General features: G+C 69.6%; 14 protein-coding genes and 1 riboswitch. Of the genes, 5 read left to right on the forward strand and 9 right to left on the reverse strand.

Annotation, left to right across the window (positions count from 1 at the left end):
* Window positions 1-83 precede the first annotated feature (83 nt).
* The 4 genes from WEF05_01310 to WEF05_01325 all read right to left on the reverse strand — a co-directional run bounded on the left by WEF05_01310 (window position 84) and on the right by WEF05_01325 (window position 5152).
* On the reverse strand, window positions 84-1109 hold the full coding sequence (locus WEF05_01310) for a universal stress protein (protein MEX1100537.1): 1026 nt from the start codon (window positions 1107-1109) through the stop codon (window positions 84-86).
* A 12-nt stretch (window positions 1110-1121) separates the two neighbouring features.
* A complete protein-coding gene (locus WEF05_01315; GenBank protein ID MEX1100538.1) occupies window positions 1122-1931 on the reverse strand; it encodes a cupredoxin domain-containing protein in 810 nt (269 codons plus the stop codon).
* Window positions 1932-2187: 256 nt separating this feature from the next.
* Complete coding sequence (locus WEF05_01320) at window positions 2188-2529, reverse strand: plasmid stabilization protein (GenBank protein MEX1100539.1); 342 nt, start codon at window positions 2527-2529, stop codon at window positions 2188-2190.
* Window positions 2530-2650: 121 nt separating this feature from the next.
* Window positions 2651-5152, reverse strand: coding sequence for an FAD-dependent oxidoreductase (locus WEF05_01325; protein ID MEX1100540.1), 2502 nt, complete (start codon window positions 5150-5152; stop codon window positions 2651-2653).
* A 51-nt stretch (window positions 5153-5203) separates the two neighbouring features.
* On the opposite strand from WEF05_01325, the gene WEF05_01330 reads away from it, so the two are divergent.
* Window positions 5204-6313 carry a hypothetical protein gene (locus WEF05_01330; GenBank protein MEX1100541.1) on the forward strand — a complete coding sequence of 370 codons (1110 nt, stop codon included), beginning with the start codon at window positions 5204-5206 and terminating at the stop codon, window positions 6311-6313.
* A 32-nt stretch (window positions 6314-6345) separates the two neighbouring features.
* Window positions 6346-6654: a hypothetical protein gene (locus tag WEF05_01335; GenBank protein ID MEX1100542.1), complete on the forward strand. Its 309-nt coding sequence runs from the start codon at window positions 6346-6348 to the stop codon at window positions 6652-6654.
* Between the two features lie 26 nt (window positions 6655-6680).
* Here the strand turns inward: WEF05_01335 and WEF05_01340 are convergent, their stop codons facing one another.
* A complete protein-coding gene (locus WEF05_01340; GenBank protein MEX1100543.1) occupies window positions 6681-8576 on the reverse strand; it encodes a bifunctional homocysteine S-methyltransferase/methylenetetrahydrofolate reductase in 1896 nt (631 codons plus the stop codon).
* 6 nt (window positions 8577-8582) lie between these two features.
* On the opposite strand from WEF05_01340, the gene WEF05_01345 reads away from it, so the two are divergent.
* Window positions 8583-9008 carry a PPOX class F420-dependent oxidoreductase gene (locus WEF05_01345; GenBank protein ID MEX1100544.1) on the forward strand — a complete coding sequence of 142 codons (426 nt, stop codon included), beginning with the start codon at window positions 8583-8585 and terminating at the stop codon, window positions 9006-9008.
* 22 nt (window positions 9009-9030) lie between these two features.
* Here WEF05_01345 and WEF05_01350 read toward each other — a convergent pair whose 3' ends face one another.
* Window positions 9031-10038 carry a glycosyl hydrolase gene (locus tag WEF05_01350; protein ID MEX1100545.1) on the reverse strand — a complete coding sequence of 336 codons (1008 nt, stop codon included), beginning with the start codon at window positions 10036-10038 and terminating at the stop codon, window positions 9031-9033.
* Window positions 10039-10341: 303 nt separating this feature from the next.
* Between WEF05_01350 and serC the strand changes: the two genes are divergently transcribed.
* The gene (gene serC, locus WEF05_01355; GenBank protein MEX1100546.1) at window positions 10342-11481 is read left to right on the forward strand and encodes a 3-phosphoserine/phosphohydroxythreonine transaminase; all 1140 of its coding nucleotides are present in this window, start codon (window positions 10342-10344) and stop codon (window positions 11479-11481) included.
* Here serC and WEF05_01360 read toward each other — a convergent pair whose 3' ends face one another.
* The 3 genes from WEF05_01360 to WEF05_01370 all read right to left on the reverse strand — a co-directional run bounded on the left by WEF05_01360 (window position 11482) and on the right by WEF05_01370 (window position 12916).
* Window positions 11482-11919, reverse strand: a complete 438-nt coding sequence (locus WEF05_01360; protein ID MEX1100547.1) for an OsmC family protein — start codon at window positions 11917-11919, stop codon at window positions 11482-11484.
* 61 nt (window positions 11920-11980) lie between these two features.
* On the reverse strand, window positions 11981-12337 hold the full coding sequence (locus tag WEF05_01365; protein MEX1100548.1) for a VOC family protein: 357 nt from the start codon (window positions 12335-12337) through the stop codon (window positions 11981-11983).
* Window positions 12338-12412: 75 nt separating this feature from the next.
* Window positions 12413-12916: a hypothetical protein gene (locus WEF05_01370; GenBank protein ID MEX1100549.1), complete on the reverse strand. Its 504-nt coding sequence runs from the start codon at window positions 12914-12916 to the stop codon at window positions 12413-12415.
* Window positions 12917-13034: 118 nt separating this feature from the next.
* Window positions 13035-13161, reverse strand: a riboswitch (SAM-I-IV-variant riboswitch).
* Between the two features lie 364 nt (window positions 13162-13525).
* Here WEF05_01370 and WEF05_01375 point away from each other — a divergent pair.
* Window positions 13526-14894: hypothetical protein (locus WEF05_01375; GenBank protein ID MEX1100550.1), on the forward strand; the 1369-nt coding region annotated here is incomplete at its 3' end.

The raw sequence follows: 14894 nt of genomic DNA on the forward strand, positions 1-14894 counted from the left end.
CCTACTTTCGGCCGAGGCCGGGTACTGCGACCTACGTCCTCCGCCTGCCCTACCGCGATCTCATGGCCGGGACCCGTCGGGGATCAGCCGTCGAGCGCCTCCAGGGAGCGCTGCGCGGGTCCATGGATCACCGTACCGTCCGTGGCGTATCGACTGCCGTGGCATGGACAATCCCAGGTGCGGTCGGCGTCGTTCCAGCCCACCGTGCACCCCATATGCGTGCACCTCGGGTTCAGCCGATGCGTCTTCCCGTCATCGTCGCGGAACACCGCGACCCGCTTGCCGCCCTCGTCGAGGATCGCCCCGTGTCCTGGACCGATGTCTGCGGCCGAACGATCGATCGTCTTCACCACGAGCACGTCGGCGACACCCGCGTGGAGCACACGGCCGGGGACCGAACCGAAGACGCGTCGCGACATCCCCTTGTTGCCGACCACGACCAGGTCGGCGTGCACCCGTTCGGCGGCGTCGACGATCGCCTGCGCGGGATCCCCCTCGGGAAGGATCAGGGGTTCGACCTGAAGGTCGTCCGCCCCGGCACGGGCCGTCTCTTCGACCCGGATCTTGCCGACGAGCGGATCGCCCACGAACACGAGGGAGACGGGCGCTCCGAACATCGTGGCGACGTCGAACGCGCGAAGACACGCGGCCGACGCGGTTGCGGAGCCGTCGGTGCCGGCGATCGCGTGCCGGTACCGCGGTCCCTCCGAACCGGTGTCGCCGGCCGTGTCGACCACGAGCACGTCGCAGGGCGCCTCGTGCGTCACACGATCGGGTACCCCGCCGAGCCGGAAGCGCGTCGCGGCATCGAGACCTCGGTTGCCGACGACGAGCAGGTCGGCTCCGTGGTCGACGCAGGCTGCGAGCAACGCATCGTGCGGATCGCCGCTGCGCAGCTCCGCCGTGGCCCGCACCTTCTTCACGGTCGCCGCATCGACGGCATGACCGAGCACGCCGCGCGCCAGTTGCTCCGTGAGCCCCCGGCCCCCGATCACGCAGATCACGACGAGCTCGGCGTCGAATCGCCGGGCGACCCTGATCGCGACATCACGCGCTTCGGTCGCGGACGCGGATCCGTCCGTACCAACGACGACGGTGCGGTAGCCCATCCTCCCCGCCTCTCAGGCCACGGTCAGGGTGCCGGTCATGTCCGGATGCACATCACACACGAGCGTGTAGTCACCGGCCTGCAACGGCGGTACCTGATAGGTCTTCGTCGCGACGCCGTTGAACACCTCTCCGGTGAACACGGCTCCTCCGGCATCGTCTCCGATCGCGACGTTGTGCGGGACCCCGCTGTCCTGGTTGTCGAACACGAGGTTGAACCCCTCGCCCGCGGGTGCGGTGATGTCCGCCGGAACGAACGTGCTCACCTGCGCGGAGATCTCGACCACCGGCGAACCGTCATCGGGAACCGTGGCGGCGGCGGGTGCGGCCTCGGGTCCCGACGAGACGAAGAAGGGCAGTACCGGCTTCCAGAACATCATCGTGAGGATCAGCAGGAACCCGCCGAACCCGATCAAGGAGATCGTCCACCCCGTCGACGAGCGACGCAGCCTCGTGAACTCCTCCTCGGAGACCGTGTCCGATCCGTCTGCGCGGGAGGTCGCGACCAGGCCCAGCTTGCGGAAGTACGGACCCGCGATCGCGCTCATCAGCCCGAAGGTGACGAGCAACAGGATCAGCGAGTACCAGATCCATCCTTCGCCCCACCAGTCGCCGTTGAACGCAGCGCCGACCCCGCCCATCAGCAGGAACAGCAAGGACACGTAGAACGCCGGCATCGAGGTTCCGGAGATCTCGATCAGGTGCGTCACGCGCGCGGGGTCGCTCTCGGCCCGGATCCGCAGCAGCGCGAAGACCGATACCCCGTGCGAGGTGACGAGCCCGACCACCCCGAGGAGATGGACGAACACCCACCAGCGATACACGACGGCGCCTCCCGTCCCCGGAGCGCGTTCGGCCCGGAGCGCGGGCCAGGGTACTACTCCGAGCTCGTGCGCCCGGTCGCCTGCGGAGTCGGCGCGGGATCGGGGACGGGGGCCGGATCGGGCACCGGCGGCTGCGGGACCGGGTCGGGAGGTCCCGGCGGCTCGGGGTCGGGCCGACGGCCGGGACCCGGCGAGGGCTGCGGGGTCGGCGTGGGCGGCTGCGGGTCGGGCTGAGGGAGCGGATCGCGTTCGACGATCATCGGGACGGTCCCTCCTTGGACAGGGCGCGCTCCAACTGCGCCTTCGTCATCTTGGATCGGCCCTCGATACCGGCGTCGCGCGCCTCCTCGTAGAGCTGGTCGCGCGTCCGGCCACGTGGACCCGAGTGCGAGCGGAGCCCGCCGCGGCGTCCCGACGAGATGTCGTCGGTGGAGGTGCGGCTCGCCGTCTCGGACTCCCCCGCCCGGGCGCGCTCCTTGTTCACGGTTCGCGCGGCGATCTCTTCCGCCTCGTCTTCGCCACGGCCGTGTTCGGTCAGACCCTGCTTGATGTGCTCGTACTGACGTTCACGCTTGTCGTTCCAGGATCTCTGCGGCATCGGTCACCACTCCTCGGGGACCGCGACGTTGCCCTGGGACAGCATGGCTGCCGCGGCCGTCGACTTTGCGTGCGATACCCGCGGCGGTCGGAGGGTGAAACCTACTCCCGGAACGCCCAGGTCAGCCGCGGAGTCGCTGCCCGGAGGGGTCGAAGAACGCCCTCGCCGAGACCGTGGCGAGAACCGCCTGCGCAGCGATCTCGACCTCGAACCTGCCCTCGTCGAGCCACGCGTCGGTGACCTCCGGTTCGGCGTTAACCCAACCGAGGCCGACACATCGATCGAGGGTCGCGCCGAACGCCGCAGACGTCACCTCGCCGACACGCTCGCCGTCGCGCAGGATCGATTCGCCGTGGAAGGCGAGCCGCTCGGGATCGTCGATCCGAACGTGCACCAGGCGGCGGCGTCGCGGTTGGTCCTTCGCGGCCTCGGCGGCCGATCGACCGACGAAGTCCGCGTCGCTGCGCAAGGACACCGTGAAACCGAGACCGGCCTCCCAGGGCGTATCCATCGGTCCGACGTCGTGACCCCAGTGGACGTACCCCTTCTCGCTGCGCAGCGCATCGAGCGCGTGGAACCCGGCATGCCGCAGGCCGAGATCGCGACCGGCCTCGAGGATCGCGTCGTAGACACCGGCCGCGAACTCTGTGGGCACGTAGAGCTCGTAGCCGAGCTCCCCGACGAAGGACAGGCGCAGCGCCGTCGCGCGGGACGTCCCGACGTCGAGGTCGACCGCCGCTCCCCATCCGAACGCCGCGTTCGACACGTCAACGTCGGTGAGTCTCGCGAGCAGCTCGCGGGACCGCGGCCCCATGAACGCCAGCACGGCGAGTCCACTCGTCACGTCGGTGACCACCGCGTGCGTCCCCCGTGGGATCGATCGCTCGAGCAGGGTCCCGACTCGGAGCTGGGCGAGCGTGGGAGCCACGACGAGGAACCGATCGTCGCCGAGCCGCGTGACGGTGAGGTCCATCTCGATGCCGGCACGCTGGTTCAGCAGGCACGTGTAGACCACTCTGCCGTCCGGCACATCGACGTCGGCAGAGCATATCCACTGCAGAGCGGCGCATGCGTCGGAGCCCTGCACGAGGAACTTCGCATACGTCGACAGATCGAACAGGGCGACCCGTTCGCGAGCGGCGGCGCACTCCTCGCGGACGACGTCGAACCAGTTCTGCCGGCCGAACGCGTATCGGTAAACGGGTTCGTCTCCCGGGTTGGCGAACCACATCGCCCGTTCCCATCCGGCCGCCTCGCCGAAGCAGGCGTTCGCTTCCGCCAGCCGCTCGTACAGGGGCGTCCGACGCACGCCGCGCGCGGCAGCGGGCTGCCAGTACGGCCAGTGCATCCCGTAGAGCCGTCCGAGACTCTCGCGTGTGCGCTCGAACAGGTAGCGAGGGTTGTCCTGGAACCGCGCGACGCGAGCCGGGGACACCTCGACCAGGTCCTGCTGCGGCGCGCCGGCGACGATCCACTCGGCGAGCGCCTTGCCCGCGCCCGGACCGTAGATCACTCCCTGGGAGTTGAAGCCGCACGCGAGGAAGAACCCGCGCAACCCCGGCGCCTCCCCGAGGTAGAAGTTCGCGTCGGGCGTGAAGCTCTCGGGGCCGTTGAGGAAGTACTCGAACCCACGGTCCTCCAACTCGGGGAGGCGCTGCTTCGCCCGGCCGAGCGGAAGCTGGAAGTGCTCCCAGTCGGCGCCGAACTCGGCGAACCCCTCGTGGGGGATCGACGCGACGGGGCGAGGCTTGCCGTCCGGTTCGAACGCTCCGACGATGAAGCGCCCTCGGTAGTGCCGCACGTAGAAGAAACCATCGAGATCGCGAAGGATCGGCAGCTCTTCGCGGGCTCCGGCCGTCGGTTCGCTCATCACGTACATGTGTTCCGCCGCGTACAGGGGCACGGTGACACCGACCGACCTCGCCAGCTGCCGCGCCCAGAGTCCCGCGGCGTTGACGACGATCTCGCCCTCGATCTCGCCGCGGTCGGTACGCACGCCCGTGACCGCTCCGTGCTCGACACGCACACCGGTCACCTCGACGCCCTCGAAGACGCGGACCCCTCCATCGATCGCACCCTTCGCGATCGCGAGCGCCGTGTCCCCCGGGTTCAGCGTGCCGTCCCCGGGGAACAGTGTTCCCCCGACGAGATCGTCGATCGCTATGGGGGGCCACCAGGCCCGCAGCTCGTCCACCGACAGGATCTCCGCCTCGATCCCGAAGTCGCGGGCCATCGAGACCCCGTAGGAGATCTCGGTCATCCGCTCCGGCGTGCGCGCGACCGTCAACGCCCCGACGCGTTTGAACCCGGTGGGGACACCCGTCCGTTCGGTGAGGCGTTCGTACAGGATCGGCGCGTAGCTCGACATCGCGGTGAGCGCGTGCGTCGGCCGGACCTGGGCCACCAGCCCGGCCGCGTGCCAAGAGGTTCCCGAGGAGAGCCTGCCGCGCTCGAGGAGCACGACGTCGCTCCACCCGAGCTCGGCGAGGTGATAAGCGACCGACGCGCCGGCGATACCGCCGCCGACGATCACGACTCGAGCGCGGGAGGGAAGCTCCCCGGCGTCTGCGCCGCCGAACACCTCGGCGCCACGCTTGGACATCATGTTCTCGGGGTCGGGCACCTGGTTCCTCTCGATCCGAGCCGCGGCCGGACGGCAGGGTACCGTTCGGGAGTGGCCCTCACCTACCCGCCCGGCGACATCAGGGGCGACGCGGACCCCGCGGAACACGAGGTCGTCGCGGCGGCGGATCCGGTCGCCGACGACGCTCCGATCGAGATCGCGTTCCTCGAGCCGGTCCAGGCGAGCGAGCTCTCCGGCGCGATCTGGAGAAGCTACGGCGCTTCTTACGATGCCGATTGGGTCTACCGCCCGGACGAGATCGAGCGACGACTCCGGTCGAGGCTCCTCCGCTCGATCGTGGCGCGCGATGCGGGTTCCCCGACGCGACCGGTCGTCGGACACCTGGCGCTGACGCTGCGCTCCGCGGATGCGCACGTGGGCGAATCCGGTCAGGCCGTCGTCGATCCGCGGTGGCGCGGACACCACCTGTTCACGACCCTGAAGCGCACCCTCGCCGACACGATGCGGGGCGAGGGGCTGGCCGGGATGTTCAGCGAGGCGACCGCGGCCCACCCCTACAGCCAGAAGGCGAACGTGGCGCTCGGGGCGCAGGAGACCGGGATCCTGGTGGGTTACATCCCTACGAGCGTCGAGTACGCGGCGATCGACGCGACGCCGGAGCATCGGCGGTCCGTGGTGCTCTACTACCTGAAGCTCAACGACGGTCCCGACCGGTGGCTGTATCCCCCTCCGCACCACCACGCGATCGTGTCGAGGATCGTCGAGCGCGCGGGATTGCACGGCCGCGTCCGAGAGCCTCCCGGCCGGGACGACGCCGGCCACCCGAACGCGTCCTCCACGCGGCTGTCCGAGACCGTCCGCACCGATCACGACGCCGGCTTCGTCACCATCGAGGAGGTCGGACCTGACCTGGTCGAGACGGTCGAGACGCATCTCGCGCGCGAGCGAAGCCGGGGGCTCGCGTGTAGCTACGTCGACCTTCCGCTGGAGGACCCCGGCACCGCGGTGCACGGCGAGCGCCTTCGCGGTGCGGGCCTGCGGTTCGGCGGTGTGTTCCCGAACGCTCGCACGGCCGGGGACGTCCTGCGCCTGCAGTACCTGCACGACGCCAGTCCCGAGATCGCCGACATCCACCTCGCGAGCGAGGGCGGGAGGGAATTGCTGGACTACGTGGTGTCCGACACGCGCGAGGGGTCCTGACGCGTGGCTCCGGCACCGGCTAGTCTCCCCCCATGCGCGAGGGAGCGGGTATCGGGCTCGCGATCGGGATCGCGGCGGTGGCCTTCTTCGCCACCCTCCCGTTCGTGATCGTCGTGCTCTTCTGGTTGTTCACGAGCGGCGTGGCGTTCGCGCGCAGCAACGACCCGGCCGCCACGAGCGCGCCCGCGCTGCTCATCGGGCTCGCCTCGATCGTCCTTCTGCTCACCACGGGCCTGGCCGCGACCTTCGCGCTGATCGGCCGCTCGCTGACACCGCCGGGGAAGAAGCGGCGCGAGAAGGCCGAGAAGGCCGAAGCGGCGCGGGCCTCGACGGCGAGCTAACCCCGCCGCCGGTCGCCTCGCGGTCGCTACCGGTCGCCGGCCCGCCGCGCGGACTCGACGACCTCGGCGGCCAGATCGAACCGGCCGAACTGCGGCATCAGGTAGACCCCGGCCACAGCAGGATGCACCGCGAGCTCCTCGACGAGCTCGGTCGCCATCGCAAGCCCCTCCGCGGCATGGTCCGCCTTCCGGATCCGGTCGAGCACCTCGGGGGGGATCACGACACCGGGCACCTCATTGTGGATGAACTCGGCATGTCTGCGGGACGCGAGCGGCAACACGCCCGCGAGGATCCGCAGCGAGAGCTCTCCGTGTCGCGCCTCGTAGGCATCGACGAGGCGCTCGAGCGGTCCGAGTGAATACATCGGCTGCGACAGCGCGAACCGGGCTCCCGCATCCACCTTCTTCCTCAGCAGCTTCACTTCGCGACCGAGGTCCGGAGCCGACGGGCTCAAGGCGCACCCCACGAGGAACCGCGTCGGCTCGCCGATCGAGGAGCCGGCGTGATCGCTCCCGGCGTTGAACCCGCCGGTGACCAGAGCCATCAAGCCCGTCGGCGTCACGTCGATCGCATCCGTCCCGTGAGGGTAGTCCCCGATCGTGACCGGGTCGCCGAGGCAGACGAACAGGTTCCGGACGCCGAGCGCGTGGATCGCGAGCAGATCACCCTGGAGCCGGAGCAGGTTCCGGCCGCGCGTGGGGAAGTGCAGCACCGTCTCGACACCCACGCGTTCCTCGATCGCGCGGCACGCGGCCCACGGACTCATCCGCATCTTCGCCATCGGTGAGTCGGCGACGTCGATCACGTCCGCTCCCGCCTGGACGAGGGTCTGCGCCGCAGCCACGAGCCGAGCGGGCGAGTGCGAACGTGGCGGCTCCATCTCGACGGCGATCGTCCAGTCGTCGCGGTCGAGTCTGCGTTCGAGCGCGGAGGCCGTGTCGTCCGATACCCCGGCGGAAGCGACGGGTGGCGGATCCTCGACGAGCCGCACGTCCGCCCGCGTGTCCGCCCGGACGTCCGAATGGCGTTCGGCCGGCCCTCGCTCGAGGGCGTCGGCCATGGCCCCCACGTGCTCCGGACCCGTACCGCAGCATCCGCCGAGAACGGCGACCCCCTCCTCGATCAGATTCCGCGCGAGCTCGCCGAAGTAGCCGGGCGTCGCCGGGTACAGGAACCGGCCACCGATCTGCTGCGGGCCACCGGCGTTCGGCTTGGCGAGCAACGGGACCGACCCGACCGATCCCCGGATCCGCCTGATCACGCGGAGCGCCTGCGCGGGACCCTGTCCGCAGTTGACACCGATCGCGTCCACATCGAGCTCACGCAGTCGGGCGGCGACCTCATCGGGCGGAGAGCCGAGCGGTGTTCGGTCGTCGGTCGTGAACGTGGCGGACGCGACGAGGGGAACCCCGGGCGCGACCGATCGAACGGCGAGCACCGCTTGCTCGAGCTCGACGAGATCGGTCTGGGTCTCGACCACGAACAGATCGACCCCGGCGGACGCCAGGGCAGCCGCCTGCTCGGCGTACGCCTCCCGGGCCTCCTCGCTCCGCACTCGCCCGTACGGCGCCAGCCACACACCGAGCGGACCGATCGAGCCCGCGACCGAAACACCTTCGGCCTCGACCGCCTCGCGGGCGATCGCGACGGCGGCCTCCGCGAGCTCGGCGACGCGTTCTGCCCGAACCCCGTGCCGTGCGAGCTTGAAACGATTCCCTCCGAAGGAGTTCGTCCACACGACCCGAGCACCTGCCTGGACGAAAGACCGGTGGACCGACCGGACCAGGTCGGGCTGCTCCACGTTGAGTTCTTCGAAGCACGCGTCGAAGGGGATCCCGCGGTCGGCCAACGACGTTGCGAGCCCGCCGTCGGCGAGCAGGGGCCCTGCCCGCAGCAGGTCGGCGAACGCAGCGCGGTCCATCGCTCGATGCTCCCATACGATGGGAACGCCGAACGACGGGAGAAGGCGATGCTGACCGACGAGGACCGTGCACTGTTGAAAGGCAAGAACTTCGGGGGCCTCAGCACAATGATGCCCGACGGATCACCGCAGACCACGATCGTGTGGATCGACACCGACGGCGAACACGTGCTCGTCAACACCGCGGAGGGACGCGTCAAGCTGAACAACATCGAGCGTGATCCGCGCGTCGCACTGGCGGTCTACGAACACGACGACCCCTACCGACAACTCGCGATCCGCGGGCGCGTCGTCGACATCACGCGCGAAGGCGCGGAAGCGAACATCGACGCACTCGCGCAACGGTACCTCGGGACCGAGCGCTACCCGTGGCGCAGCGAGGGCGAACACCGCATCCTGCTGAAGATCCTGCCGGAGAAGATCGTGCGCTGACCTCGGACACGCCCGAGCCGAGCTAGGCCGCCAACCGATAGTGCGGGTCGGAGCCCATCTCCGCGAGGGCGTTCGCCGCCGCTTGCGAGGTGTCGAACTTCCACACGCAATCCGGCTCGTTCTGCCCGACCGAGTGGTAGTAGAGCAGCGTCTTGAACTGGCCCCACTCGGGCTGCTTCATCAGCTCGGACATGTCCCGGATCCAATCCGCCTTCCGGCCCGGATCGGACCGGTCCTCGACGGTGCCGTACTCCGCAAGCATCAGGTCCTTGTGCGGGTGCTTCAAGCCGAACTGCCGGATCGATTCGAGCGCGAACTCCGCGCTTCGCCACGGATAGCTCGTGTCGCGGCAGTCGAACCAGTTGTAGGGATCGGCACCGATCTCATCGACGTACGCGCTGCCCGGGTACCACTTCTTCGCGAAGCGCGGATCCGACTTCGAGGTGCGGAAAGCCCAGCTCGTCATCACCCACACGTACTCGACGTTCGTCGCGCCGACGCTGTCGAACACCTCGTGCACCTTGCGCCACGCGTCCTTGAAGTCGGTGCTGGTTCCCAACGCACGGCTGGCCTCGGCCTCCGGCTCGTGGTTGAAGACGAAGTAGATCGTGTCCCCGAAGTCGCGGAACCGCCGGCCCCACGACTGCATCTCCGAGTAGAGCTGATCGCCGGGCTGGGCTGCCGCGATGTTGCGCCACGGGATCATCGTTCCGTTGCGCCGCTGCGCCTTCACCGACAGGTACATCGCGTGGTCGGTGTCCCGCAGCCACGTGTGCGATCGGGATGGGAACGGGCTGTCCCACTTCTCGTAGACGCGGACGGCGGCAAGCTTGCGTCCGAGTTTCGCCTCGGTCTTCAGGACCGACTCCTCCGTCGTCTCGTTCGGACCCGCCGAGACGCTGGTCCCGAAGACGATGCCGGCCGACGGGGGTTCCGGGTCCGGGTCCGGGGACTCCTCCGTGACCGGGAACGCCGAAACGGTCAACGCCAGCACGACCGCCGCGACCGGGAATCGAGTGGAGCCTCGCATGGATGCCTCCCCCTTCGTGGTTCTGCCTGCGATGTGTGTGGGGTCCCTCCCGTCCGCACCCCTTCCCTCCTGGGTGGGTGCGGATGACCCGTTCTTGCTAGAGCGGGTATCGGCAGGGGATACGGATCTGTTGAGCGAGCTACCCGGGAAGGGGTACGGAATCGGCCGAAGGCACCTGCATCCGTGGTCCGGACAGGCTCACCCCCTGCCGATCGGCCGCCCCCGATCGGGGGACACGGATCGAGGCGGGTGCGTGACGCGAGCGCGCATGACGCTGCGCGGCGATCGCGGGATGATCGGCGCATGGCCGACGACGTCTGGAACTTCTCGCCCGGTCCCGCGATCCTCCCGCGGGCCGTGCTCGAGGGGGCAGGGGACGCCGTCCACGAGATCGGCGGTTCGGGCATGTCGATCCTCGAGATCAGCCACCGATCCCGGTGGTTCGACGAGGTGATCGATGAGGCCGAGCAGGGGATCCGCGAGCTCCTCGCGGTCCCCGACGGCTACCAGGTGCTCTTCCTCCAGGGCGGGGCCAGCCTTCAGTTCTCGATGGTGCCGGGCAACCTGCGCCGCAACGACGCCGGACCGCCCTCCTACGTCGTCTCCGGCTCATGGGGCTCCAAGGCGCTCGCCGAAGCCCGGGCCGCCGGGGATGTCCGCGTGGCCTGGGACGGAGCGGGAACCGGCTACGACCGCGTCCCCGCACCCTCGGACGTGGCGCTCGAGGTCGACCCCTCCTACGTCCACATGACCTCGAACGAGACGATCGAGGGGGTCCAGTGGCCCGCCGATCGGACGCCGAACGCCCCCGCGCAGGCGCCCCTCGTGTGCGACATGTCGAGCGACTTGTTGTCCCGGCCGGCCGACATCGGGCGGTACGGGCTCGTCTACGCGGGAGCGCAGAAGAACGCCGGGCCCGCCGGCGTGACGATCGTCCTGCTGCGTGACGAGCTCCTCGACGCGATCCCCGAGGGGAACCCGGCGATGCTCGACTACCGGACGCACGTCCGCTCGGGATCCCGCTACAACACCCCGCCCGTTTTCGCGATCTACGTCGTTTCCCTCGTGACGCGCTGGCTCCGCACCGAGGTGGGCGGACTCGGGGTGATGGCGGCACGGAACGAAGAGAAGGCGCAACTGCTGTACGAGGCGATCGACGGGAGCGAGGGCTTCTATCGCGGTCACGCACAGCCCGACAGCCGTTCTCGGATGAACATCACCTTCCACCTCCCGGACGAGGACCTCGGCTCGGCCTTCCTCGATGAGGCCGGACGTGCGGGCCTGCTCGAGCTCAAGGGACACCGGAGCGTCGGAGGGCTCCGAGCGTCGATCTACAACGCGATGCCCGTCGAAGGCGTCCGTGCCTTGCGCGATTTCATGGAGACGTTCCGCCGGGACCACGCGGGGTCCCACCCGTCGCGGACTGCCACGACCTCGGGCTGATCACCCCCGGTCGGTGTCCGCGCCTTCCGATCGGTCGTCCACGATCTCGAACGAGACCTCCATCGCGACGGTTCCCTCGAGGGTCGCGGCCACCGAGCAGTACTTGCCGTGGGACAGGTCGATCGCCCGCGTCGCCTTCCGCTCGTCGATCGTACCTCGCAGGAGGAACCGCATGCTGATGCGCCGGAACGCGAACGGAGGGTCAGGGTCCTGCTCGGACTCCGTGATCACCTCGAGCCCTCGCAGATCCTGGCGTTGCTTGCGCAGGATCACCACGACGTCGTAGGCGGTGCACGCCGCGAGCGAGAGCGGGAGCAGGTCCGAGGGCTTCGCGCCGGGCCCGTCCTCGTCCCCGCCGATGCGGATCGGCTCGCCCGGCCCGGAGTGGCCGAGGAACTGCAGCCCCTCGCCGGTCCATCGCAGCCGCTGCTCCCCCATCGCCCGGAGTCTATGCGGACACCGCTATCCGGCAGGCGACGCAGCTCGACGGGCGCGCGTGTCAGTCCTGGGCGATGTCGAACTCGTTCCCTTCGGGGTCGGCCATGTTGATCCAGGTGTAGCCCTCGAGCTCCTGCGCGTCGCGCAGCTTCGTGCCCCCGAGCGCCTCGATCTCGGCGGCGGCCGACCCGAGATCGGCGACCGACAGCTCGAGGTGCATCCGGTTCTTCCCCGCCTTCGCATCGTCCACCTTCTGCAACGCGAGCGGCGCGGCGTTCTCCGTGGCCTTCAGCAGCACGAACGAATCCCCGCCGATCCGAGAGTCCTCCGTCGTGCCCAATACCGCGCACCAGAACGCCGACAGGACCTCCGTGTCGCGAGCGTCGAGTACGACGAACTGCACCTTCGCGATCGCCATCGTGTCGTTCCTCCTCGTCCCTCGGTCGCGGCGAGGGGCACCGCGGTTCGCCGGACGATACCGGAGCGATCCGCCTCACGCACGCCGACGGGACACACCGTCACGTTGCCGCTCCGCGAGCAGGGCCGTCCACGCCCGTCGGGCTGCGCCGCGATACCCGTCCCGCTCCGCCGCCACGAGGTCCTCGAACAGCATCACGCTGCTCGGCAGCGGTTCGGACCGCCGGGGATCGAAGAAGGGGAGATCGAACTCCCGGAGCTCGATCCCGAGGTCCGGGTTGGAGTAGTACAGGTGCGCGCGAGGACAGGGGATCAGGTCCTCGAGGTGGTTCGCGAGTCCGTTGCGAACGTTCTCCACCAGAGGGGCGGGGTCGTCGCGGCGACGCGTCCGGACGGTCGCAGCGAGGGCGTCCAGGCTGACACCCACGACGGTGACGTCGACCTTGCCCCACATCCCGAACAGCTTCCTCGTCTCGAAGCAGAACTCGTTCGCGAGCGCGACCAGTCGCTGTCGTGGCGACAGAGCGCGCGCGGGAGCTTCACCTCGCACACGTCTCGATGCATCGTCGGATGCGCGCATCGGCCTTCCTCCTTCCCGGATCGCCTGCGATCCGATCGAGATGCTCCGCGGAGCGGGAGGGCCGGGATCGCCGAGGAACGCGAAAGGACCCGCCGTCCGCATCGGGAAGGCGGGTCCGCCTCGGACAATTCGTTGCCGATCGATCCGGCCACATCCCCGCTCGCGCGGGAGGCACCTTGGGTGTCCGTCCCAGGTTGCCGGGCTCCCTCCTCTCCCCGGGAGGCGAGCCGCTCCTGATGCGTTCTCCTCGATGGTACACGGGGCCGACGGGGGACGCGCCCGCGCGCCGGGAGGAAGGGTTCGTCGAGGTCGGCCGGAGCGTCCAGCCGCGGGCTGGTCCGTTCCCCGTACGCAGGACACCCGATGCGAGGCACGGGGGCGGCACCTAGCATGCCCAGCGACCGGCGCGCGCGAAGGTGTGTCAGGCTCGTGCACGAACGACAGGTCGTCACCCGGTCGCGCGACAGTATCCCCCGGTCGGGGACACCCGTGCCACCTGCGATTTTAGCCTTCTGGGACTCCTGGACGGGGCCCCGGGGACCGATAAAGGTGGTGCGGAGCGCTCCGCCCCCGAGGAGTGAGCCCAGACACATGACAGAGGTGACCTAGATGAACCCGGAGGGTCCGCTTCGGGTCGTGATCGCTGCCGACTCGGCGATGAACCGTGACATCGTGCGGTTCTTCCTGCAGGAGGACGGCTTCGAGATCGTGGGCGACGCCGCCCGCGCAGAGGACGCTGCCTGGATGGCGGCGAAGTTCGGCGCCGACGCGGTGATCCTCCAGGAATCGATCGCGGCCGAGGAAGCTCAGGAGGCGATCCACCGTCTCCGCGCGCAGGCGCCCTCCACCCGGATCGTCGTCGTCACTCCCGAGGGTTCCGCGGGGCCGGCGATGAGCGCGACCCGCGGCGCGGACTCCTACCTCGAGGCCGGTGTCGGCCTCGTCGATCTCGCGTTGGTGCTTCGCACGATCACGGCTGAGCCCGCGTCGGCGTTGGGAGCGGTGGCTCCCGCCACTCCCGTCCCCGTCCGTCCGCAGGACGTGCACGTTCCCGATGCCGCCGCCGCTGCGCCCTTGCTCGTTCCGGAATTCGGACTCGAGGACACGCCGAAGCGTCGACTCGTACCCGAACGTCTCTCGTTGTGGCTCGGTGGCGGGCGCCAGCGCCTGGTGCCGATACTCGCCGGAGCCGCGGCGCTGTTGCTGGCGGTCTCATTGGTGCTGTCGCGCTCGTCGCTGAGCGATGCGCTCTTCCCCCAGCAGGCTGGACCGCAGTTCGCCGGCGTGGCCGAAGGGCCGAGCCCGAGCATCTATGTCGAGGCGTCACTCAACCGGGTGGATGCACTCGTCGTCAGCCTCCAGGGATTCGATGTCGAGGAAGCCCCGAACCTTGCCCGAGAGCTCGTCGAGGAACGACAGCGTGCGATCGATGCGGGAGCCAGCGACGAGGAAGTCGCCGAGCTGGACGCGGTCGTCGAGGAGAAGCTGCGCCCCGTGATCCAAACCGCTCCCGAACGCGTGGCGGCGGCCGTCCTCACGATCCTCGCTCCGGTGTTCCCCTGGGCCGAGGAAGACCTCGGGGACTTCATCGAGGACGGCATCGTGCCGCCCGGCGTCGACATCCCCGGATCGGATGCCGGCACAACCGATCCCTCCACGTCGCCGATCACCTCTCCCTCGCAGACCAGCGGCGGATCACCCGACCCGACGACCGACGAGGGCACGCCCGCCGGCGGGAACGACGGTGGCGGGAACGACGGTGGCGGGAACGACGGTAGCGGGAACGACGGTAGCGGGAACGACGGCGGGAACGACGGTGGCGGGAACGACGGGGGCGGGAACGACGGCGGGGGCAACAACGGCGGGGGGAACAACGACGGTGGCGGAAGCAACAACGGCGGGGGCAACAACGACGGAGGCGGGAACAACGGGGGCGGGAACAACGACGGAGGCGGGAACAACGGAGGCGGGAACAACG

The sequence above is a fragment of the Actinomycetota bacterium genome (assembly GCA_040881665.1).
Classification (GTDB): Bacteria; Actinomycetota; UBA4738; order UBA4738; family HRBIN12; genus JBBDWR01.

Bases quoted from the DNA above. Each gene is read 5' to 3' on its own strand.
- WEF05_01310 (MEX1100537.1), bottom strand. From the start codon at position 1,109: ATGGGCTACCGCACCGTCGTCGTTGGTACGGACGGATCCGCGTCCGCG.
- WEF05_01320 (MEX1100539.1), bottom strand. From the start codon at position 2,529: ATGCCGCAGAGATCCTGGAACGACAAGCGTGAACGTCAGTACGAGCAC.
- WEF05_01335 (MEX1100542.1), top strand. From the start codon at position 6,346: ATGCGCGAGGGAGCGGGTATCGGGCTCGCGATCGGGATCGCGGCGGTG.
- WEF05_01340 (MEX1100543.1), bottom strand. From the start codon at position 8,576: ATGGACCGCGCTGCGTTCGCCGACCTGCTGCGGGCAGGGCCCCTGCTC.
- WEF05_01345 (MEX1100544.1), top strand. From the start codon at position 8,583: ATGCTCCCATACGATGGGAACGCCGAACGACGGGAGAAGGCGATGCTG.
- WEF05_01350 (MEX1100545.1), bottom strand. From the start codon at position 10,038: ATGCGAGGCTCCACTCGATTCCCGGTCGCGGCGGTCGTGCTGGCGTTG.
- serC (MEX1100546.1), top strand. From the start codon at position 10,342: ATGGCCGACGACGTCTGGAACTTCTCGCCCGGTCCCGCGATCCTCCCG.
- WEF05_01360 (MEX1100547.1), bottom strand. From the start codon at position 11,919: ATGGGGGAGCAGCGGCTGCGATGGACCGGCGAGGGGCTGCAGTTCCTC.
- WEF05_01365 (MEX1100548.1), bottom strand. From the start codon at position 12,337: ATGGCGATCGCGAAGGTGCAGTTCGTCGTACTCGACGCTCGCGACACG.
- WEF05_01370 (MEX1100549.1), bottom strand. From the start codon at position 12,916: ATGCGCGCATCCGACGATGCATCGAGACGTGTGCGAGGTGAAGCTCCC.